This is a genomic window from Paenibacillus sp. MCAF9, from assembly GCF_052114265.1.
Classification (GTDB): Bacteria; Bacillota; Bacilli; order Paenibacillales; family Paenibacillaceae; genus Pristimantibacillus.
The window spans coordinates 75,164-95,245 of the sequence record NZ_JBFREL010000022.1; the positions used below are offsets into that span (position 1 = coordinate 75,164).

Genomic DNA, 20,082 nt, shown 5'->3' on the forward strand with positions numbered 1-20,082 from the left:
TATACTGTATATATCTTTATACACAGTATATTCAGTGTATACACTGTTGTCAAGTACTTCCATAAAAAGATTTTTGGAGGAGAATTCCCTTCTACGGTAAATACTCCTGTACAATGGCAATCCCCCTATTTACAAGCCAATCACTTCTGCAAAAACATAAAAAAAGCCATGTTCTCAAAAGAGTAGTCTCTTTTGAAAACATGGCTTACACATTGTTGTTCTATCCGAAAATAGCATCAATAACGGGTTTCGTATGGCCGCCTGGATACATAAGATACAGCAATACGTACACCGCTGTGCCTGTAATAGCTGTAATAAACCAAACCACTGAAGTTACTTTACCCCATTTGCGATGCTTGGCAAACTTCTTCTTATAACCAAGCGTTAGTGTTGTAATTCCGAATGCGCCGCCAACTGTAGCAAGCACGATATGGAACAATAAGAAGACAAAATAGTAAGGCTTTAAGCTGTCTGGGCCGCCCCAGATTGTATTTCCTACGAATATCGAACGCGATACATATACGATAAAGAAGATCGTTGCTGACACTGCTGCATAGAACATAACCTTCTGATGCTCCGCCAGCCTGCGCTTAATCGCGAGCCTCCAGCCTACGGCTACCAGCACCGCACTAAGCACGATGAAGAAAGTACTGATTGTCGGTACAATATTATATTTGTCCACTTTTACCCCACCTAATGTTCGTTAAATAATTGGTATTAAGCTGTTCCTGTATTCGTATTCGGCAATTCATCGTCCTTATGCTCACGCTTGAACCATTGCTTGAATATATACGCCAATATAATGCCGTACATAATTTCCTGCACGAACTTCATGACGATTCCGCCAAGCTGCTGGTCTTCAACAACGTCCATAATATTAAAAAATTGCGGACCGCTAAAGCTCTCCAGCAAACGGCTCGGATCACCCGATACACAGTACCCCATCGCTGTAACCCAAACATTAGGATCGCTATAAATCGCATACATAGACGTTTTGGCAAAAATGATTAAAGCACAAGCTGGTGTCAGAAGCATGCCGTTCGCAAACACATAAGCCATTCTCTTCACATCGCTAAGTCTGCTCCACTCCGGAACAGGTGAGGCAATCTGCCACCACATCATAAACGACGTTACAAGCAAAATAAAATAATAAAGACGATGCACAGAGAAGTGCGTCATCACATAGTCATGGACAATTGGGACATGATAAACCGAGAACAAAATATTAAACAACAAAAGACAAATAATAGGATGCATCATGAAGCTCAGTTTTTTCCAAAACGGAGTGGAGAACATTTTTTGCCATAAGAAGCTTGGAACCCCAAGCAATACTAGCGGCGGTACAACTAAATAAGATACTGACATATTGACCATATGAAATGTAAACATAAGGTGACCTAATAGATTTAAAGGGCCTCCGTGAACCATATAAAACATAATAGCAGCCGAAACAAACATAAACTTCTGAAGCTTTGTCGCTGCATCAGCTTCAGGAGCATTCTTCTCGCGCCATGGTCCAATTAAGTAGAAATATAGAATGACGATTGCGGCCATTCCGAATAGAAACATGGGGGTCCACAATTCCTCGAAGCGAAAATATTGTAAGCCAAGCATCGTGGAAACTCCTTTCAATTACGCTAACTTTTTTACAAAAGAGGAGGGACCCAAGCCTCGGGACCCTCCTCTCCTCCAATAGTTAAATCGGTTACCACCAAGCCCAGTATTCAGCCATAATGACACATGTGAAGACGATGAATACACCAGTCAAAATCCCAATAATTGCGAAAGTATGACCACGGTCTTTCATGTGCATCCAGAATGCCATTTGTACGAACACTTGCAATACCGCTAAGCCGATCAAAATGATGTAGATAAAATCTTTGTTGATTTCTCCGCTTATTACAGTCGCGAATGCGATGAACGTAAGCAAGATCGAGAAAATAAACGCGATAATATGCTTCTTAGGTCCTTCGACCTTATGACGCTTGGGGCTTTCCTCAGTGGCTGTATGATTGCTTGCCATGGATTAAACCACCTTTCCCATCAAGTAAACGACGGTGAAAATGAATACCCATACAACATCGATAAAGTGCCAGTACATACCAGCTACATATACCTTAGGTGCTGTTACTACAGTCAAACCTTTTCTTGCTAATTGAATAATGATCAATGTGATCCATGTAATACCGAAAGCAACGTGTGCTCCGTGGAAGCCTACCAGCGTATAGAACGAGGAGCTGAATGCGCTCGTTGTAAAGCCGTGGCCTTCATGTACATAGTGCCAGAACTCGTAAATTTCAAGAGCAAGGAAACCTGCGCCAAGAATGACCGTAATAATCAGCCAGTTAATTAACGCCTTCACTCTGTTTGTATGCAGCGCATGAACAGCGAACACGCTTGTTAAGCTTGACGTAAGCAAAAGTGCTGTCGCAAGCGCAACGAGTGGAAGCTGGAACAATTCATGTGCTGGCGGTCCATCAAGGACTTGATTCCGTAGTGCTAGGAACGCTGAGAACAACGTTCCGAACAATACAGTTTCTCCGCCAAGGAAAAGCCAAAAGCCTAATACTTTATTGCGTCCCTCGAGGGTCGCCTTTTCGGGCTCATGAGGCAATTGCCCCTCTACATGCGAATGCGCACTCATGCTTTACCCCCCATATCTCTAAGGATTTCTTCTTCTTCAATGTGGAAGCCGTGATCATCGATTACGGAACGAAGGAACATGCAACCGAACAAGATCAGCAAACCAACAATACCGAGAGCATAACCTGATTTGAATGATCCAAACAAGTTGCCCCAATCTTTAGCGTACATGAAACCTAAACCTGCGATAAACAATCCAAATCCCATGAAGAAAGGCAGGATCGAAGGAGAAGGCATATGAATTGGACCAATTGGCTCCGCAGGCGTCATGCCTTTGTGACCGTCCGTTTTTTCTTTCCAATATGCATCATAGCCGCGAACAAGCGGTGTTTGTGCAAAGTTGTATTCAGGAGGTGGAGATGGAATCGTCCACTCTAGAGTACGACCGTCTTCCCATGGATCAGCTGGTGCATTTTGTGGTTTGAAAGCTGTGATAACAACGTTCAACAAGAAGAAAATTGTACCAAAGCCCATCAAGAATGCGCCTACTGTACTGATCATGTTCATTTCGTTGAAACCAAGACCGTCGAGATATGTCCAAATACGACGAGGCATACCTAGCAAGCCAAGGAAATGTTGAATAAAGAATGTTAAGTGGAAGCCAATAAAGAATGTCCAGAACGTCAATTTACCAAGTGTTTCATTCAGCATGCGTCCGAACATTTTTGGCCACCAGTAGTGAAGGCCTGAGAAAATACCCAGTACCAAACCACCTACGATAACATAGTGGAAATGCGCTACGACAAAATAAGAATCATGATATTGGAAGTCAGCAGGTGCTGCTGCCAGCATGACGCCGGTAACGCCGCCCATTACGAAGGTTGGTATAAATCCGACAGCGAACAAGTTAGCTGTCGTGAATTTAATGGAACCGCCCCACATCGTAAATAGCCAGTTGAAAATTTTGATACCTGTTGGAACCGCGATAAGCATCGTTGCAATAGAGAACAGCGCATTCGCAACCGGTCCAAGACCAACCGTGAACATGTGATGCGCCCAAACCATGAAGCCCAAGAAGCCGATCAGGATTGTAGCGAATACCATCGAGCTGTAACCGAACAAACGCTTACGTGAGAATGTACTTATTACCTCGGAAATAACGCCGAAAGCCGGCAAGATGAGGATATAAACCTCAGGATGCCCGAATATCCAGAAAATATGCTCCCACAGAACCGCGTTACCGCCGCCAGAAGGATCAAAGAAATTTGCATCAAACAATCTGTCGAACATGAGTGCCGCTAGACCAACTGCCAGAGCAGGGAATGCGAACAAGATTAGCGCCGAAGTAATGAACGCAGCCCATGTGAACATCGGCATACGCATGAACGTCATGCCTGGTGCACGCATGTTAATAATCGTTACGAGGAAGTTAATACCCCCGATAAGTGTTCCGATACCCGCTATTTGCAAACCTAGTACATAATAGTCAACGCCGTGATCGCCGTTATAGGTCGTCCCCGCGAGCGGTGCATATGATGTCCAGCCTGCATCTGGAGCGCCGCCAGTAAACCAGCTCACGTTAAGCAAAATACCGCCGAACAAGAATGTCCAGAAGCCTAATGAGTTAACGAAAGGGAAAGCTACGTCGCGCGCGCCGATTTGAAGCGGTATAACCGCATTCATTAAGGCGAATAAAAGCGGCATCGCTGCAAGGAAGATCATCGTCGTTCCGTGCATGGTTAAAAGCTCATTATATGTATCCGCGCTAACAAAGTTATTTAGCGGCTTCCACAATTGAACCCGAATCAAAATCGCTTCCAAACCACCGACAAGGAAGAAAAAACCGCCGGCAATCATATACAATATTCCGATTTTTTTATGGTCAACCGTAGTCAGCCAGTCCATCAGACCGCTGTAACGTTTGACCTTATGCGTATGCGCATGAGCCAAAGTAGGTACCTCCTTCAATCACCGATAAATTATTGTTCGTAGTTAAGCTTCAATTCAGATAAGTATTTAGCAATACCTTCAATCTCTTGTTCAGTCAAATCTTCGATTTTACCCATTTGGTTGCCCGGTTTAACTTCGTCCGGGTTTTTGATCCAACGGTGCAAGTTGTCGTATACTGAACCTTCATTGGAATATTGCGGATCATCGGTGTTAACAAGTATACCCCCGACAGTCTCACGGCTTCCGATACCTGTCAAGTTAGGATAAGCAGGTCCGCCCAAATCACCCACTGCGTGGCAAGATAGACATTTGCTTTCAAATGCTTTAGCAATTGCCGGATCGCTTGGAAGCGCTACAGGTTCTTTAAGTGCAGCTACCCAACGATCAAATGACGACTCGTCCACTGATTTAACTTTAAAGTCCATCAAACCATGTGAAGGTCCGCAAAGCTCAGCACATTTACCCAGGTAAACGCCTTCTTTTGGTGCAGAGAAGTACATTTTATTTACGTTTGCACCAGGGTTGGTATCGATTTTCCCAGCAAGCGATGGAATCCAGAATGAGTGAAGCACATCTGCGGATTTCGCTGTGATGGAGATCGTCTTACCTTTTGGAATAATAAGCTCTTGAGCTGTCTTGATTCCGTAAGCTGGGTATTCAAACTCCCACCAGTATTGGTGTGAAGTAACGATGACCTGAACCGCTTCCGGATCTTTGCTGTAGTCTTTAGCAAGATTAAATACGGATTGAACGGTTGGAACACCCAAAATGATAAGCATGATGATTGGAATTACTGTCCAAATAATCTCAAGCTTATGATTTCCTTCCACCTGCTTAGGAATTGTTTTGTCTCCCGGACGTCTGCGGAAACGAATAATTACAAACAAAGAAATCGCAAATACGGCAACAATCACGATCAACATGATTCCAATTGCCAGCTTCATCAGCCCGAATTGTTCTTCCGCTACAGGTCCCTGAGGATTCAGCGTCGACAAATCGCTCCGCCCGCAAGCCGCTAGTACTAGCACCATCATGGCCATAAGCGGCGCAAGCCGTTTTACAAATCGCCACCGTTTCATCATTAATCAACCCCACTTTTGACGTTTTCGCAGCTGCCTAATTTTCACGTGGCATACGGCTGGCTGCGTGTTTCACAGATGTTATTACAACTCCTGCAACTTAAATCACTTTATTAAATATAAAGTTGAAGCCCCTATTTGTCAATGTTCCACAGAGAGTTCACAAATTGTTCTCAAAGCTGTCAAATTCGCATCATTACTGCGTTTTTTCGCATGATAAACTATCTTGTTTAGCCCGTCTGCATGGCATTCTCTCTATCCTACATTGTGCACCAAACCCATGGTCAATTATGTATGCTTGCAAAAACGTATATTTACGGAGCCGCGGCAAAAACTAAAGCCATTATCGTATGAATGGGGGTCCGTTCTTTATGGTTAAACGAATTGCCGCATTGCTGTTGTCGGCAGTCATGATAACAACTTCAGCCGGCTGTGCCTACAAACAGTATGCTCAGCAAAGCGACACCGATTATGGAAGCCGTCAAGCTAACGATCCGAAGATGCTCGGCGGCAGAGCTTATGGCAAGGCTACGAACAATGCTGACCAGCATAATAATTCATTTTTTGAATACAGCTCCGTCATCTCACGCAAAGTAACTGATCTAAACGGCATAGCTTCCGCAATCGTTATGCTGACAGACAAAAATGCTTATGTCGGTTTAATGCTTGATTGGACCGCAGTTGGCACTCGGAATTCAGGCGGCAAAAGCGAGCAAGACAATACAGGTACTAGTGATGGCGTATATAACCATGATACAGGCAGTCCGTATGGCAACAGCAAGATCCTTGTATCACCGTACAACTCCTATTTCTCAGTCAACGATGTTAATGATTTGTCGGATGAACTTAAGCAGACTGTCGCTGTCAGAGTACGCGAGCTCGCTCCAGCTGTACAAGAAGTTCATATTTCAGCCAATATGGAGTTCGTAAATTACTTCAATGATTTTGCCAAGGAAGCATGGGGCGGACGATCCTTAATGCCACATATCGATAAATTCAATACCGTAGTGAAATATCATTTTGCCGGTGGAAAGGATATGCCCCCTCCTATTACACAACCGGGCACCTATAGCCCCTCCGAGACCCAAATGAATCATTAAAAAAAAATCGCTTCTATTATATATATAGCAAAAAGGCACTTCTCTCGAAGAGCCTTTTTGTTATTTCTATCATTTTGCTTTTTAACGCATTGGAGCAAAGCCGCTGATTTCTGCCAAGATTGCTTCAGTTTGTGATAGCAGCTCATCTGTCAGCTCGATGTCTACTGATTTTATATTTTCTTCAATTTGAGCCGGTCGGCTCGAACCGATAATAGCTGAGCTCACATTCGGCTGGCGAAGCACCCATGCTAATGCAAATTGTGATAATGATGCTCCAATCGTTGCAGCCAGCTGCTCCAGCTTCTCTGCAACGCGCAGTACATCTTCACGCAAATAACTGTTTATGATGCCATTTGTTTTATCATTTGCAGCACGACTGCCTGCCGGCACGGCTTGGCCTGGCTTGTACTTACCTGTTAGAATCCCTTGTGCAAGCGGTGAGAAAACAACCTGCCCCATGCCTTCTTGCTCACAAGCTTGGATAACGCCCCGTTCAATATACCGCTCAAACATATTGTAAATTGGTTGATTCGAAATTAGCTTTCGGAGGTTAAGACGTTTGCCTATCGCTGCAGCATCCGTAATTTGCGCAGCTGTCCACTCGCTGACTCCTGCATAAAGCACCTTCCCTTGTGCCGTCAAATCATCGAGTGCCCGCAAAGTTTCTTCAACCGGCGTTTCCGAATCAAAACGGTGGCATTGATAAAGATCTATATAATCTGTACCCAAACGCTTCAAGCTTGCATCACATTGCTCGACGATATGTTTTCTAGAAAGCCCGCGATCATTTGGTCCTGAGCCCATTGGGAAAAACAGCTTTGTTGCGAGAACGTAACTGCTGCGTGTATACCCTTTTAAGGCATCTCCCATAACTTTTTCGGCTTCCCCATTATTGTAAGCGTTAGCAGTATCAAAAAAATTAATGCCAGCCTCATAAGCTTTATGTATACATTCCTTAGCGGTTTCCGCTTCTGTTGCCGTGCCGTAGGTGAGCCAGCTTCCAAGTCCAATTTCACTTACTTTTAAACCGCTGTTGCCAAGTCTTCTATACTTCATCCCAAAACACCCCTCTTAATCGATTTACTCCGCTCTTCATTTGTAGTCTATAGTACAACGTTCTACTATTAAAGTAGTGAATGTTTTTTCACTTTATTATCATGAATATACATACTATACTATTGGTAGCAGGTAACAGAGAGGGGAATTGTCGATGAGTGCACATAATTACATTCCGAAGGAACCGCTTCATATCGAATGTAATATTGAGAAGACATTAGATGTGATCGGCGGTAAATGGGCTTTTTTAGTGCTGAGAGAACTGTTTTGCGGCACCAAAAGATTCGGAGAAATACAGAGGCTTATTCCGGCGGTTAGTCCTCGTGCATTAACAAGCACGCTCCGTCATCTCGAGGATAAGGGCGTGCTTGAACGCAAAGTTTTTCCAACCGTGCCCGTTACCGTCGAATACACACTGACACCTAAGGGCGAGGACTTGCATCATATTTTAAAAGAAATGAAGCTTTGGTCGGCTAGATGGACATAGGCTAATGCTTCAACAGCTGATCAGGCAGTGACTTTGTGCTTGCTTGAAAGCGATCAATAGCAGTCTGATAAACGCGTCGATCGCTTTCATTACGAGACAATCGTTCAAGTCGAATCAGCTCCGCCTCAAACTGCTCAATCAACATAATAACACGATCCTTGGGTTTGGATTGCTGACTATTTTGCGGCTGCTTGCTTTCTTCGCCAGTATCAATAAGCAGCTCGCCGTTACTGTCGATTTGAGCAAAAAACACCTCTGATTCCTTCACATTTCTCTTTTCCAGCTCATGCAGCAGCCACTGCCGGTCATGTCCTAGATTTGAGAGCACTTCATCCTGTATATCCCCATCCATCAAAACGGTCATTGCCTCTCGCTCATTCGGCACCTGCCAGCCAAGCGTATCCGGCGTTAAAGGCTGATAGGCTTTCTTCAACAGCACATTTACTTCACCGCTTGATTCCATAACAGCAAACTCCACATCGGCTACACGGTATACATCCTTTTTCCGCAATTGCTCGAGCATCTCGTCCAAGGTCAACCGTTCCTTGTGCAAGCTTTCTTTGAGCAGCTGGCCATCTTTAATTAGCACAGTACCTTTTCCGTCAATAAAGTCGCGGGCTTTCTTGCTTTTCATGGTCAAAAATTCCATTCCAACCGACACACTAACCCAGACTCCTAATGATACCAGTCCCAAAAACCATAAATTGTCGAGATCAAGCGAGATATATGCGGCTATATTACCGATGGATATACCTGTTATGTACTCGAACAGCGACAGCTGGGAAATTTGGCGTTTTCCCAAAACCTTCGTAAGCGCAAATAAAATAGTGATGGCCGCTAACGTTCGCAATACAATTTCAATCCAACTTGGCATTTTACTTCCCCCTTCCATTTCTAGAGTATCCAGAAAGGAAAAAGTCATTCGCAGTAATTTTTTGTTGCAATTAAATATAATATGTAGTATGATAATGGGAATGTATAATATTTAACCCCATAACATCCCCAGTAAGATTCAATGATTTCCTCAGATTTTGATTTCTTTGCTGTTAATTCCAAACCTGTTACGTGATGTATTTCTGATTCACACTGGCGCGGTCATCGGAGCCGCGAGGACGGAAGAGAGGTAGGGCTTTCGTTGTTTTAGGATGCGAGTTTAAGACAACTTGGTACACATGCTGTTTGCTGTTAACAAGGGGACCCAGTACGGCCTTTCTTATAAGAAGAAGAGGTCCGGTTAAATATATGATACAAACAAGGGCTGTCCGGCTAGCGCATTTATGTGCTATTGGGGCAGCCCTATCCAATTTTTTAACCTTTAATTATTCATTAGGACAACCGCTTGCTGCAAAATGACCCGAACGATTCACTTTTGTCGCGAGGTACCTCTCATTATGCTCCGATCGATCTCCCCAAAGCGGAATACGATTTTTCACATCAAGTCCCGCCGCCTTCAGTGCATCCAGCTTCTTCGGATTATTCGTAATGAGCGACACTGGTTTCTCACGAAGTGCTTTCAATACCAGTATCGCATCACTATAACTGCGAGCGTCATCAACAAAACCAAGCTCCTCATTCGCCTCTACGGTGTCATAACCCTTCTCTTGCAGTAAATAAGCCATCGCTTTGCTGAACAAACCGATTCCTCTTCCTTCATGATTGGCCAAATAAAATAATGCGCCTGTACCTTTTTCCACAATCATATGCATTGATTCATGTAGCTGATAACCGCAATCACAGCGTTTACTGCCAAAAATATCGCCCGTATGGCAAATGCTGTGCATTCGAATCCACGCCTCATCTGCCTGTTCGAAATCGCCATACACCAGCACGCTTGATTGCTGCATTTCTGCTAAATTAATCGACGAAAGCTTTTTGATGATTTGCTCCGCATCGTCAAGCTGCTCTTTGCAGAGCAGCCAACAATACCATTGAAAAATTGCCTCGCCTTCATCAAGCTTTACCGGAAGTTGAATGGGACCGACTAAATAAATAGTGCCGTGATCGCTTTCAATCACTTTTATCTTCTGATCAACTATAGATACTGCTTCTTTAAACATATCGCATTGCTCCTGACCTGTTCATAGTCTTTGTTTCGACTATTATGTTCGGTAAGGACATTAGCTATGCTAAGTGCAGTTCGCAGCATTCGGATGTCGCCTATAGAACCGGGATCATTCCTTTGTTTAACTCTCGGTATGTTTCAATAGGAAGCTTCGGTTCACGCTCGAAGGACAGCAAGCCATTTTTCTCCTGCTCAACATCCGTTAACTGCGTATAACAATAACCTTGCAGTCCGCCAGCCGCTATAATCGGACGCATCACGGCAACTAAACGGTTCAAGAAATCCTGATCGTCTCTAGCCGAAGAATACCCCCAACCTACTTCATTATCCTTAATATACGAAATACCGCCGAACTCCGATAGCTGCACCGGCTCCCCATTATAAGTGAACCCAGGCACAAGTATTTTTCTGCCTTGAGGATCACATTTGACGGACATTTCTGGCGTTGCATATCTACTTGCCAGTATCTCTTCATTGCTCTCGTAATCATGAACCGTGTAAATATCAGATTTCACATGCTCCCAGCCATCGTTTGAGATAACAGGTCTTGTATCGTCGAGAGATTTGGTCAAATAATAAAGAGTAGAGGCATGGTGCTGCTGCCTTTTGTCTATTAATATATTTGGCGTTCCCCAGCTTTCATTAAGCGGAACCCACACGACGATACAAGGATGATTGTAATCACGGTGAACAGCCTCCTGCCATTCATTCATGATACGCGTCACGTATTGTTCGGAGTATTGATACGCATTGGCCATCTCGCCCCAAACGAGCAGTCCTAGCTTATCGCACCAATACAAATAACGCGGGTCTTCAATCTTTTGATGTTTTCTCGCCCCATTGAACCCCATTTGCTTGGTCAGCTCGACGTCCGTACGGAGCATTTCATCGCTTGGAGCTGTTAGCACACCACCTGGAAAATAACCTTGATCCAAAATTAGCTTCATATAATAAGGGCGATTGTTCAAGCAAATAACGCCATCCTCAATCGATATCTTTCTCATGCCGAAATAGCTTTTGACATGATCCAATTCTCGTTCTCCATCAAGCAGCATAAATTCAACGTCATACAAGTTTGGCTTCTCCGGCGACCACCAGCGGCCAAGCCCATGATCATTAAAGTCATGAAGCCTGATAGAGACCTCCTCTTCCTGCTCCATAACACGAATAACATCCTCAGCGATTAATTCACCTTCAAACGATATTTTAATGCTGAGTCGCAAGCCATTATATAATTCCGTTCCCTTAATAAAGCTGCGAATATGAATTTTATTATGATCGATATCCGGCGTCAATCTCACTCGGCTCACATAAGCTTGATTAACAGCCTCCATCCAAACCGTTTGCCAAATCCCAGTCGTTCGCGTGTAGAAAACTTGCTCTGACTGCTCCTTCCAATACTGCTTCCCTCTAGGCAGCGTGACGTCTTTACTATAATCCTGTGCACGCACGACTATGCTATTGGGGCCTATTGCATTCAACACAGCAGTAATATCCGCATGAAATGGGGTGTGGCCTCCCTCATGACTTGCTACTAAATGTCCATTTACCCATACCTTTGCTTCATAGTCAACAGCACCGAAATGGAGAATGATTCGTTTCCCTGCATACTCCGTTGGAACCTCAATACTTTTACGATACCATACGATATCGTGAAACGATTTTTCATTAATGCCGCTTAACTCGCTTTGGTAACAAAATGGCACCTGAATCTTGCGATCAAACTGTTTTCTCTCGAACCATTTATTATCACAACCTGCGTTTGAGTCATCATACTCAAATTCCCATTCCCCGTTTAGGTTTAACCAGGATGATCGCTCAAATTGCGGTCTTGGATATTCATTTCGTATTGCATCCATCATGTTCCCACTCCAGTCCTATTGCTTATGCTTATATATTATTTTTTTAGCGGATTTATCATTAAATGGTTGAACAACATTGTTGAACGTTCTGAACGAATGCCTACCTTGCCATGCAAAAATGGATAAGGGTCGGTATAATCAATAACTGGAGTTGAGCCATCCCCCAGAAATACTTTTATGTTCCCGTCTTTTGCAACAACTCTGAACGAATAGGCTTTACCGGTTTCCAGTTCTGCGCTTTCACTAGCTAATAAATTGGAATCATAGTTCATCCGATTCAAAGTGAGCTGCGAGGAAGAAATGCCGATGTAATAGCCCATGACTGCATCCCTAACCTGAGCCGGATGGTAGGATTCATTGGAAGCTCGAACAAAAACGCCTCCGATATCCGTTTCTGCATTCAACTGCACATCAAAAGCCAGCTCATAATTGTCCCAATTGTCACTGCCCGCAAACAACATGTCATCATCTATGCCGCTGCCGCTATAATCATCCTCCGATTGTCCAAACAGCCCCATTCCCGTTTGTGAGGATAATGAATGGAACGGCTGCTCCTTATCCAGCAGGTCTATAGCGAACAGCTCAAAGGAGTGCATTTCCACTGGTCCAGCTTTCAACTCTATCTTAAGCTCATGAAAACCTGCCGCAATTTCGATTGTTCCGATTCGAAGCTTCGCTGTGCCTTCTACAAAGGCTCGGTCATCGGCTTTGATCTTCGTCTTCACAGCTTCGCCGCCGTCAATTGACCACGCCAAGACAACATCCTTCTCCGGCTTTTTAAGCGTTAGGCCGATCCCGTATTTCGTATGATCCTTCACATTCAGCTTGTATTTCAACCAGTCACCGCCCTGCAGCAGGCTCACGGAATAACTGCCGTCATCCAGCTTGCGAATCGGTACACCGTCTGTTTTCCTAAAATCACTGATCTCGGATGACTTCTGCTCCAAATGAAAGCCGCGATCAGCTTCCTTCAAATAATGGACTGCTTCAATTGCTCCAGGCGCAGGCTTATAAGCCTCAAAATCACTGCTGCCGCCTGCTTCATTCGTAAAGGCTGTATATTCATAAATGGGCTGCGACTGATTGGCGATATAGCCAATTTTCCCGCCGCTCGGCTTAGCTGTATGCTCCTCTATCTTTTTCATTCCGTCGAAGAAGACAAGAACAGTGTCATCACGCTGCTCGACACGAATCGTATGCAGCTTCGAGTAATCAAATTCATTAGGAAGCAGTGCTTGTGCAAGCTGTTTCTCTGATCCATTTTGAACCGTTACATACTCAATCTCATGTTTGCCTGGCCACAGCTTGATTGCTAAATAATTCGCTTCATCTGTATAAGAGAATACAGCTGCAATCGTACCGCTATCCACTGCACTGTCCGAAAGATTCAATCGAAAGTTATATTCCGCAATAAAGGTATCTTCCGTCGAAAGTTTACTCAGCACCTTTTGTTCATCTCCGGATGAGGTTTCATCCCATTGTTCTGAAGAAATGCCGTCTGTGAGCCAGCTATATAATGAAGGCATTGCCGGCGCAGGCTGCATATGATCATGAGATGGACCAAATACAACCAGCTTATCACCGTTATAGGCAAGTCGATCAATGTTCAATTCACGTACTGGCGGGCCTTCAGAAGAATGTCCAACCAGATTATGATAAGTCAAATAATAAGAATCCATATCCGGCCCAAGCACAGTTGCACTATGGCCAAGCCCTTTAAATTCGTCCTTTACGCTGATGACGATAGGATTGTTTGCAGGAATCGTATAATCACCGAAAGGCCCATCCTTGGATACTGCGTAGTTCACCCGATAACCGTTGCTAAATACGTGATTACCCGTATACGTCATATAGTAAAGGCCATTTCTCTTCCAGATCATTGATCCTTCTGTCCAATGTCCAAGAAATGCATTAGTCGTTACGCCAACATCAATCGTTAATGGATCTGGCATTTCATGCGCAACGATGCCTTGCGTGCCTGCATTCGTAAAATACCATTTCCCGTCATCGTCAATAAAAACAGAGCCATCGATAGAATTTCCGAGATTTTCGGTTTTGACGACGAAAGGCCCCGTTGGGCTGTCGCTTTGCAGCACATAATGCCCTTGGCCTGCCGGGGATGTATATAGGTAGAAGCTGCCATTCCAGTAAAAGACTTCAGGTGCATAAGCCCCAGTCGTAATGGGGTCTTCAGTAACTAGCCCTTCATATTTCCAATCTACTAAATTTTCGGAGCTCCAAGCTTTAATGCCCGGACGAAAGTCCTTTGTACTGCAATACAAATAAAACCTACCGTTGTAACGCATGATGAAAGGATCACCGATCCCGTAATCCTCCCACTCTTGCTCCAGCTTCAACGAATTTGTATACAATTTAGCATCCTCCTTCAACAGTACGACTGCTTTTTCTTCTGGCGTGGACTTGCAGCCGCTTAACACGACTACAATGCATACAACGAGGAAGGCGACAAGCTTCGTCGCCCTCATTTGTGTAAGGTTAAAATATCTCATGCACTAACCTTTTAAGCCGCTAATCGCCATAGACTCGATAAAGTAGCGTTGGCAGAAAAAGAATACAAGAATGACTGGAACCATCGATATAATCGATGCTGCCAAGATGACCGGATAGTTAGAAGATCCCATATATTGTGATTGCATAGAAGCAATGAGAACTTGAATGGTTTGTTTCTGCGGAGAGCTTAAATAAATAAGCGGTCCCATAAAATCATTCCAAATGCCCATGAAGCTAAGTGCCGCTTGAGCTGCAATCGCAGGTTTTGCAACCGGCAGTGCAATGGTCCAGAAGGTACGGAAGAAACCGCTGCCGTCCAGCTTCGCTGCTTCCACCAGCTCATTCGGCAAACCTCCCGCCAAGTATTGGCGCAGGAAGAAAATAACGACGATATTGCCAAATAACCCGGGTACGATAAGCGGCAAAAGCGTATCCGTCCAATTAATTGACGAGAAGCCAATAAACTGAGGAATCATAACGACGGAAAAAGGAATCATCATCGTGCCAAGCAAGGATAGAAAAATAGCATCTTTAAACGGAAATTCAATCTTAGCGAATGCATATGCCGCCATTGTTGAAACGAATAATCCAATGACAAGTACAAAGACAACAATAATCATGCTATTCATAAAACCGCTTAGCAACGGAGAATCATTCCAAGCCGTTACATAGTTTTTGAATGTAGCCGGGTCTGGAATCCATTTAGGCGGAATTTCAAAAACGTTGCGTTGATCTTTTAATGAAGTGGATATCGTCCAAACGAACGGCGCCAGCATAATAATAGAGCCGATACATAAAATGAATGCCACCCAAAGGTTTGTTAGTCGTTTCTGTTGCATTTGAAATCAAACTCCCCTCGCAAACTGTAACGGTAAAAGATTAATCGTTGTACACCCATTTTTTCGATAAACGGAACTGAAGGAGTGTAACGATGAAAATAATAATGCCAAGAACCCAAGCCACTGAGCTGGCATAACCCATATTAAAATACTTGAACGCATTTTCGAAAATATAAAATACTACGGTTGCCGCACTATACTCCGGCCCTCCGTCGCCTGCCAATACGTAAATTTGGCTAAACGATTGGAACGCGCCGATAACGCCCATGACAATAACGAAAAAATGAATGTTCGTCAGCAGTGGAATGGTAATTAACCGCAGTTTCTGGAATGCACTCGCGCCATCCACTTCAGCTGCCTCGTAATAGGACGACGAAATCGATTGCAGCCCGGCTAAATAAAGAACCATCGTACCGCCAACGCCGCCCCATACTCCCATCAAAATCATGGAAGGTTTAATCCAATTGGCGTCACCTAACCAGTTAGGCCCTTCGATGCCGAACCAACTCCACATCGTTTGGTTGAGCAAACCAAAATCTTGATTCAATATCCATTGCCATAACAACGACACCGCAATAATGGGTGAAATGACTGGCAAGTAATAGATGGTCCGTAAAAACGAGATTCCTTTGAGCGGACGGTTCATCATAATAGCAAGCAAGAGTGCCACAATCATGCCAATGGGTATGCCAAGCATCATAAATACAGTGTTAAAAAGTGATTTGTACACCTTCTCATCGTGAAAAACTTCGATATAGTTGTCAAAACCTACAAACTCAGGCGGCGTAACCAAATCCCAAGACGTAAAGCTTAACCACGCGGAGTAAAGAAGCGGTGCGACTCCAAAAATGAGAAAGCCAAGCACTGGGGCCGCCACAAACAGGTAGGCCCATGCATATTCTTTGCGGATATAACTAGGTTTACTTTTCCTCATGCGTACACATCCTCGCACTAGCTATTCGTTATTTATGTTTATCATTCGAAACTTTAGTTTACTTATTTCCCTTGTCATACAGCTCTTGAAGCTTCGGCTGCAATTCCTTCGCCCAATCCGCAGCAGTCATCTTGCCATCCCATACTTTGCCGGCCTCTTGCCACATCGTATCGATCCACTTCGTATCCTTTGAACCAAACTCAATTGGCGGATGACCGTAATCTTCAATAATATCAAGGAATACCTGACGATTTGCTGGTGCTTTGTCATAAGCTACAAACTCGCCTTTTGCCATATCAATCAAGTTTGGCACCGCTTGCCCAAGCTCGTAGTTTTGCTTTTGTCCTTCTTTATCCAGTGCAAGAAATGCTGCTAAGTTAAACGCTTCTTGTGCATGCTTCGATTTGCTGGATACTGAGTAACCCATTGAGCCAACCCAAGTTCCTGCTTTGCCTGTCTCCGGATTCACCGGCCATGCCGCGATATCCCATTCAAACGGCAAATCCCAAAATCCCGGTTGATCCCATGGTCCCATTGGGAACATGCCTACTTTGCCGGCTACAAATCGCGAGTACGAATTCATCGCTTTCTCATCCTCCGGCGACGGCGAAACATTATGCTTCAGGCGCAGGTCTGCTACCCATTGCATCGCTTTTGCGAATTCCGGTGTATCAATCGTTACTTTGCCTGTTGTATAGTCGATGAAGTCGCCTCCGCTTGCCCATACCGCGCCTTCCAGCGTAAAGTTGGCTCCGCCATAAATGTCGACTTTGCCGTCGCCATTCTCATCCTTCGTCAGCTTCTTCGCTGCATCCAACCAGTTGTCCCATGTCCATTTGCCAACCTCTGCAGGCGGCAATTCGAGCCCAGCTTCAGTAAACATCGTTTTGTTATATGCCATTGCCCACGGACCTACGTCCTTCGGCAATCCGTACAAATCCCCCTGCCCGAGCTGCTTGCCGTCAAAACGGTAACGATCAAGCGCTTGTTTCCATACGTTATCGGCTTGGAACAGCTCGGTCGATTCTAGAAACGGCTGCAGGTTTTGAATCGTGCCTGCTTCGGCAAACTTGTAAAACTGCGGGCCCGATACATAGAATACGTCCGGTGTTTTGCCCGATGCAACCAGCGTAGACAGCTTCTGATTGTATTCAGCAGGCGGCACGCTTGTGTACTCTACCTTTACGTTCGGATATTTCGTTTCGTATGATTTAATCAGCTTGGCGAATATATCTTTCTCCTGCGGACTGCCATGACCCATAAACGAAATCTTTACTTTTTCTTGCGGTGCGTTTGTTGCTGCATCGCCTTTATTCGCCGTATTTCCATTTGCAGCAGAGCTGTTGCCATTTCCACCTGATGAACAAGCCGATAGCAGCATTCCAAAGCATAATAGCATTACAAGTCCAAGCTTTGTGGATAATTTGCTCTTCATTGCGGTTGTCGCCCCCTATGTTGTGTGAATACTTATTGCGCTCTGTAAGCGCTTAATCCAATGGATTCATTATAAATTATATTGTTATATGTTTATATACTGAATATAATATAAAAAATACCATGCGCTAAAAATCAGCACACGGTATTTTTATGTTTTATTAATTACATTTTGCAAAATTTTACGGGTACGACAATACGCTGCGGCTCGTACTCCCCTTGTAGCTGCGCATGAAGCAATTCAACGGTAACCTTGCAAATCTCGTCTTCATTTTGCTGCAAATACGATACATCCTGAAAATCAGGCCGGTCAAAACAAACGAGCTCGAGATCGTCAGGCACTAACTTCTTCAGCCTCTTCGCTGCGTAATAGGTGTAGTTGGTCAACTCCACATTGACAACGAATGCTGCTGAAACCTCAGGGCGCTCACTCATAAAGGATTCAATAATGTGCTGCGCATTGCCGCTCGATATATCCTCTATTTTGAGAATACACCACAAATCCTTGTTAATCGGAAGTTTTTTGGCTAAATATGCTTTTTCGAATCCGATCACTCTTTCTTCGGTCGCTGTATTCGTAATTTCAGGCGTGATAAGGGCAATATTCTCATGGCCGCTGTCGAGCAAATGAGTGATAGCCTGTTCCGTTCCATTCACATTATCCGAGCTGACGCTGTACGTGCGAATCTCTTTCAAAAAACGATCAATTAGCACATGCGGAAATTTATCGAGCGACAAGCGTAAAATGCTGTCGTTGTATCGCTCCTCCTCCGTCGGAAATACAATTAATCCACGTACACTTGCAGCGACCATCGATTCAATAGCTGCGCTTTCTTCAAGCTGCGACTCTCTCGTAATCCGTACCTGTAGGTTGTAGCCGCTGGCTGTTACGTACTTTTCGATTGAGTCCAGTATTTTCTGATCCACCTTCGTCTTCATGCACGGTAAAATAAGTCCGATGACGTCCCGCACATGGCTTGAAACATCTAAATCCTCAGTCGTCTCGCCATCCTGTCTTACAAACGTTCCTTTTCCTTGTACTCGAACGAGTACGCCTTCATCCGCTAAACCAATCAACGCGTTTTTACTCGTGATTTGGCTTACTCTATACTTGTCCGCAAGCTCCTTCTCGGATGGGACACGATCTCCAGGACGCAATTTCCCAGCTTTGATTTGCCCTAAAATATCGACTTGAATTTGCTTATATAAAGGGAAATTTTTCATAACGACGCCCTCTCATTATATTAATATATTAATTATACTAAATTAATTTTATTTTGTCTGCAATGGAAATTGTGGTGATCTTTTTTAAAGACGATGGAATCCTCTCAGATTCAATTATTGGTCTCGTCGGCTATGCACAAGATCCACGAATCGTTTCTTTAACGAACGGTATGATGCTTATTATGTAGAAAACTGCTTTTAACGAACCTGAATAACGTTATATCACGTTTTGTAAGGTGTCATGAGCTGCTTTTCTCGAAATAACGATTCTGGAGTTCGTTACATTTTTAATCCGTTATAAATGCCCTAAATAAGACTTACTAGGTTCGTAAGCTATATGTATGATACGTGGAAGGACATCGTTCTTCCTAAGCTCCATCAAAAAAACAGGGCTGTTCCAAAAGTAGAATAATCTACTTTAGAAACAGCCCCTTAACCTCACTATTGCATAATCCTATTATTTATTGCCCTTGTCATACAACTCTTGAAGCTTCGGCTGCAATTCCTTCGCCCAGTCCGCAGCAGTCATCTTGCCGTCCCACACTTTGCCGGCCTCTTGCCACATCGTATCGATCCACTTCGTATCCTTCGAACCAAAATCAATTGGCGGATGACCGTAATCTTCAATAATATCAAGGAATACCTGACGATTTGCTGGTGCTTTGTCATAAGCTACAAACTCGCCTTTTGCCATATCAATCAGGTTTGGCACCGCTTGCCCAAGCTCGTAGTTTTGCTTCTGTCCTTCTTTATCCAGTGCAAGAAATGCTGCTAAGTTAAACGCTTCTTGTGCATGCTTCGATTTGCTGGATACCGAGTAACCCATTGAGCCAACCCATGTTCCTGCTTTGCCTGTCTCCGGATTCACCGGCCATGCCGCGATATCCCATTCAAACGGCAAATCCCAAAATCCCGGTTGATCCCATGGTCCCATTGGGAACATGCCTACTTTGCCGGCTAC

17 protein-coding genes and 1 pseudogene are annotated in these 20,082 nt (G+C 44.2%); 2 read left to right on the forward strand and 16 right to left on the reverse strand.

The features are described 5' to 3' along the window. Positions 1-220 precede the first annotated feature (220 nt). The 6 genes from AB4Z45_RS24460 to coxB form a co-directional block, all read right to left on the reverse strand. Entirely contained in the window at positions 221-682 is a 462-nt protein-coding gene (locus tag AB4Z45_RS24460; protein ID WP_339204859.1) for a DUF420 domain-containing protein, read from the reverse strand. A gap of 35 nt (positions 683-717) precedes the next feature. Beyond that, entirely contained in the window at positions 718-1,614 is an 897-nt protein-coding gene (gene ctaG / locus AB4Z45_RS24465; protein WP_441912235.1) for a cytochrome c oxidase assembly factor CtaG, read from the reverse strand. A 91-nt stretch (positions 1,615-1,705) separates the two neighbouring features. After that, positions 1,706-2,023, reverse strand: a complete 318-nt coding sequence (locus AB4Z45_RS24470; RefSeq protein WP_076267149.1) for a cytochrome C oxidase subunit IV family protein — start codon at positions 2,021-2,023, stop codon at positions 1,706-1,708. Between the two features lie 3 nt (positions 2,024-2,026). Then, positions 2,027-2,644 (reverse strand): cytochrome c oxidase subunit 3, encoded by a 618-nt coding sequence (locus AB4Z45_RS24475; protein ID WP_076267150.1) that lies wholly within the window; start codon positions 2,642-2,644, stop codon positions 2,027-2,029. Continuing rightward, a complete protein-coding gene (ctaD, locus tag AB4Z45_RS24480; protein WP_076267396.1) occupies positions 2,641-4,488 on the reverse strand; it encodes a cytochrome c oxidase subunit I in 1,848 nt (615 codons plus the stop codon). The genes AB4Z45_RS24475 and ctaD overlap by 4 nt, the downstream gene beginning before the upstream one ends. 74 nt (positions 4,489-4,562) lie before the next feature. Next, complete coding sequence (coxB, locus tag AB4Z45_RS24485) at positions 4,563-5,615, reverse strand: cytochrome c oxidase subunit II (RefSeq protein WP_076267151.1); 1,053 nt, start codon at positions 5,613-5,615, stop codon at positions 4,563-4,565. Positions 5,616-5,983: 368 nt separating this feature from the next. Between coxB and AB4Z45_RS24490 the strand changes: the two genes are divergently transcribed. Further along, positions 5,984-6,712, forward strand: coding sequence for a YhcN/YlaJ family sporulation lipoprotein (locus AB4Z45_RS24490; protein WP_441912236.1), 729 nt, complete (start codon positions 5,984-5,986; stop codon positions 6,710-6,712). An 81-nt stretch (positions 6,713-6,793) separates the two neighbouring features. On the opposite strand, the gene AB4Z45_RS24495 is transcribed toward AB4Z45_RS24490, so the two are convergent. Next, a complete protein-coding gene (locus AB4Z45_RS24495) occupies positions 6,794-7,768 on the reverse strand; it encodes an aldo/keto reductase family protein (protein WP_441912237.1) in 975 nt (324 codons plus the stop codon). Positions 7,769-7,922: 154 nt separating this feature from the next. Here AB4Z45_RS24495 and AB4Z45_RS24500 point away from each other — a divergent pair, with 154 nt between their 5' ends. Then, a complete protein-coding gene (locus AB4Z45_RS24500) occupies positions 7,923-8,255 on the forward strand; it encodes a winged helix-turn-helix transcriptional regulator (RefSeq protein ID WP_076267153.1) in 333 nt (110 codons plus the stop codon). Position 8,256: 1 nt separating this feature from the next. Here the strand turns inward: AB4Z45_RS24500 and AB4Z45_RS24505 are convergent, their stop codons facing one another. From AB4Z45_RS24505 to AB4Z45_RS24545, 9 genes and pseudogenes are all read right to left on the reverse strand, one after another. Beyond that, complete coding sequence (locus tag AB4Z45_RS24505; protein ID WP_441912239.1) at positions 8,257-9,129, reverse strand: DUF421 domain-containing protein; 873 nt, start codon at positions 9,127-9,129, stop codon at positions 8,257-8,259. Positions 9,130-9,574: 445 nt separating this feature from the next. Next, on the reverse strand, positions 9,575-10,312 hold the full coding sequence (locus AB4Z45_RS24510) for a GTP cyclohydrolase II (protein ID WP_441912240.1): 738 nt from the start codon (positions 10,310-10,312) through the stop codon (positions 9,575-9,577). Positions 10,313-10,412: 100 nt separating this feature from the next. Next, on the reverse strand, positions 10,413-12,176 hold the full coding sequence (locus AB4Z45_RS24515; protein WP_441912250.1) for a glycoside hydrolase family 2 protein: 1,764 nt from the start codon (positions 12,174-12,176) through the stop codon (positions 10,413-10,415). Positions 12,177-12,214: 38 nt separating this feature from the next. Then, entirely contained in the window at positions 12,215-14,689 is a 2,475-nt protein-coding gene (locus tag AB4Z45_RS24520) for a family 43 glycosylhydrolase (RefSeq protein ID WP_441912241.1), read from the reverse strand. A 3-nt stretch (positions 14,690-14,692) separates the two neighbouring features. Then, entirely contained in the window at positions 14,693-15,529 is an 837-nt protein-coding gene (locus tag AB4Z45_RS24525; RefSeq protein WP_441912243.1) for a carbohydrate ABC transporter permease, read from the reverse strand. Between the two features lie 40 nt (positions 15,530-15,569). Next, positions 15,570-16,463, reverse strand: coding sequence for a carbohydrate ABC transporter permease (locus AB4Z45_RS24530; protein ID WP_076267158.1), 894 nt, complete (start codon positions 16,461-16,463; stop codon positions 15,570-15,572). A 58-nt stretch (positions 16,464-16,521) separates the two neighbouring features. Beyond that, positions 16,522-17,898 carry an ABC transporter substrate-binding protein gene (locus tag AB4Z45_RS24535; RefSeq protein WP_441912245.1) on the reverse strand — a complete coding sequence of 459 codons (1,377 nt, stop codon included), beginning with the start codon at positions 17,896-17,898 and terminating at the stop codon, positions 16,522-16,524. Between the two features lie 164 nt (positions 17,899-18,062). Next, positions 18,063-19,121 carry a GntR family transcriptional regulator gene (locus AB4Z45_RS24540; protein WP_441912247.1) on the reverse strand — a complete coding sequence of 353 codons (1,059 nt, stop codon included), beginning with the start codon at positions 19,119-19,121 and terminating at the stop codon, positions 18,063-18,065. A 457-nt stretch (positions 19,122-19,578) separates the two neighbouring features. Continuing rightward, positions 19,579-20,082, reverse strand: a pseudogene (locus tag AB4Z45_RS24545) (ABC transporter substrate-binding protein); the annotation flags it as partial.

Excerpts from the sequence above, each read along its gene's own strand:
- AB4Z45_RS24515 (WP_441912250.1), bottom strand. The coding sequence starts at position 12,176 with ATGGATGCAATACGAAATGAATATCCAAGACCGCAATTTGAGCGATCA.
- AB4Z45_RS24500 (WP_076267153.1), top strand. The coding sequence starts at position 7,923 with ATGAGTGCACATAATTACATTCCGAAGGAACCGCTTCATATCGAATGT.
- AB4Z45_RS24535 (WP_441912245.1), bottom strand. The coding sequence starts at position 17,898 with ATGAAGAGCAAATTATCCACAAAGCTTGGACTTGTAATGCTATTATGC.
- AB4Z45_RS24525 (WP_441912243.1), bottom strand. The coding sequence starts at position 15,529 with ATGCAACAGAAACGACTAACAAACCTTTGGGTGGCATTCATTTTATGT.
- AB4Z45_RS24530 (WP_076267158.1), bottom strand. The coding sequence starts at position 16,463 with ATGAGGAAAAGTAAACCTAGTTATATCCGCAAAGAATATGCATGGGCC.
- AB4Z45_RS24505 (WP_441912239.1), bottom strand. The coding sequence starts at position 9,129 with ATGCCAAGTTGGATTGAAATTGTATTGCGAACGTTAGCGGCCATCACT.
- AB4Z45_RS24475 (WP_076267150.1), bottom strand. The coding sequence starts at position 2,644 with ATGAGTGCGCATTCGCATGTAGAGGGGCAATTGCCTCATGAGCCCGAA.
- coxB (WP_076267151.1), bottom strand. The coding sequence starts at position 5,615 with ATGATGAAACGGTGGCGATTTGTAAAACGGCTTGCGCCGCTTATGGCC.
- AB4Z45_RS24490 (WP_441912236.1), top strand. The coding sequence starts at position 5,984 with ATGGTTAAACGAATTGCCGCATTGCTGTTGTCGGCAGTCATGATAACA.
- AB4Z45_RS24495 (WP_441912237.1), bottom strand. The coding sequence starts at position 7,768 with ATGAAGTATAGAAGACTTGGCAACAGCGGTTTAAAAGTAAGTGAAATT.
- AB4Z45_RS24510 (WP_441912240.1), bottom strand. The coding sequence starts at position 10,312 with ATGTTTAAAGAAGCAGTATCTATAGTTGATCAGAAGATAAAAGTGATT.
- AB4Z45_RS24470 (WP_076267149.1), bottom strand. The coding sequence starts at position 2,023 with ATGGCAAGCAATCATACAGCCACTGAGGAAAGCCCCAAGCGTCATAAG.
- ctaG (WP_441912235.1), bottom strand. The coding sequence starts at position 1,614 with ATGCTTGGCTTACAATATTTTCGCTTCGAGGAATTGTGGACCCCCATG.
- ctaD (WP_076267396.1), bottom strand. The coding sequence starts at position 4,488 with ATGGACTGGCTGACTACGGTTGACCATAAAAAAATCGGAATATTGTAT.
- AB4Z45_RS24540 (WP_441912247.1), bottom strand. The coding sequence starts at position 19,121 with ATGAAAAATTTCCCTTTATATAAGCAAATTCAAGTCGATATTTTAGGG.
- AB4Z45_RS24520 (WP_441912241.1), bottom strand. The coding sequence starts at position 14,689 with ATGAGATATTTTAACCTTACACAAATGAGGGCGACGAAGCTTGTCGCC.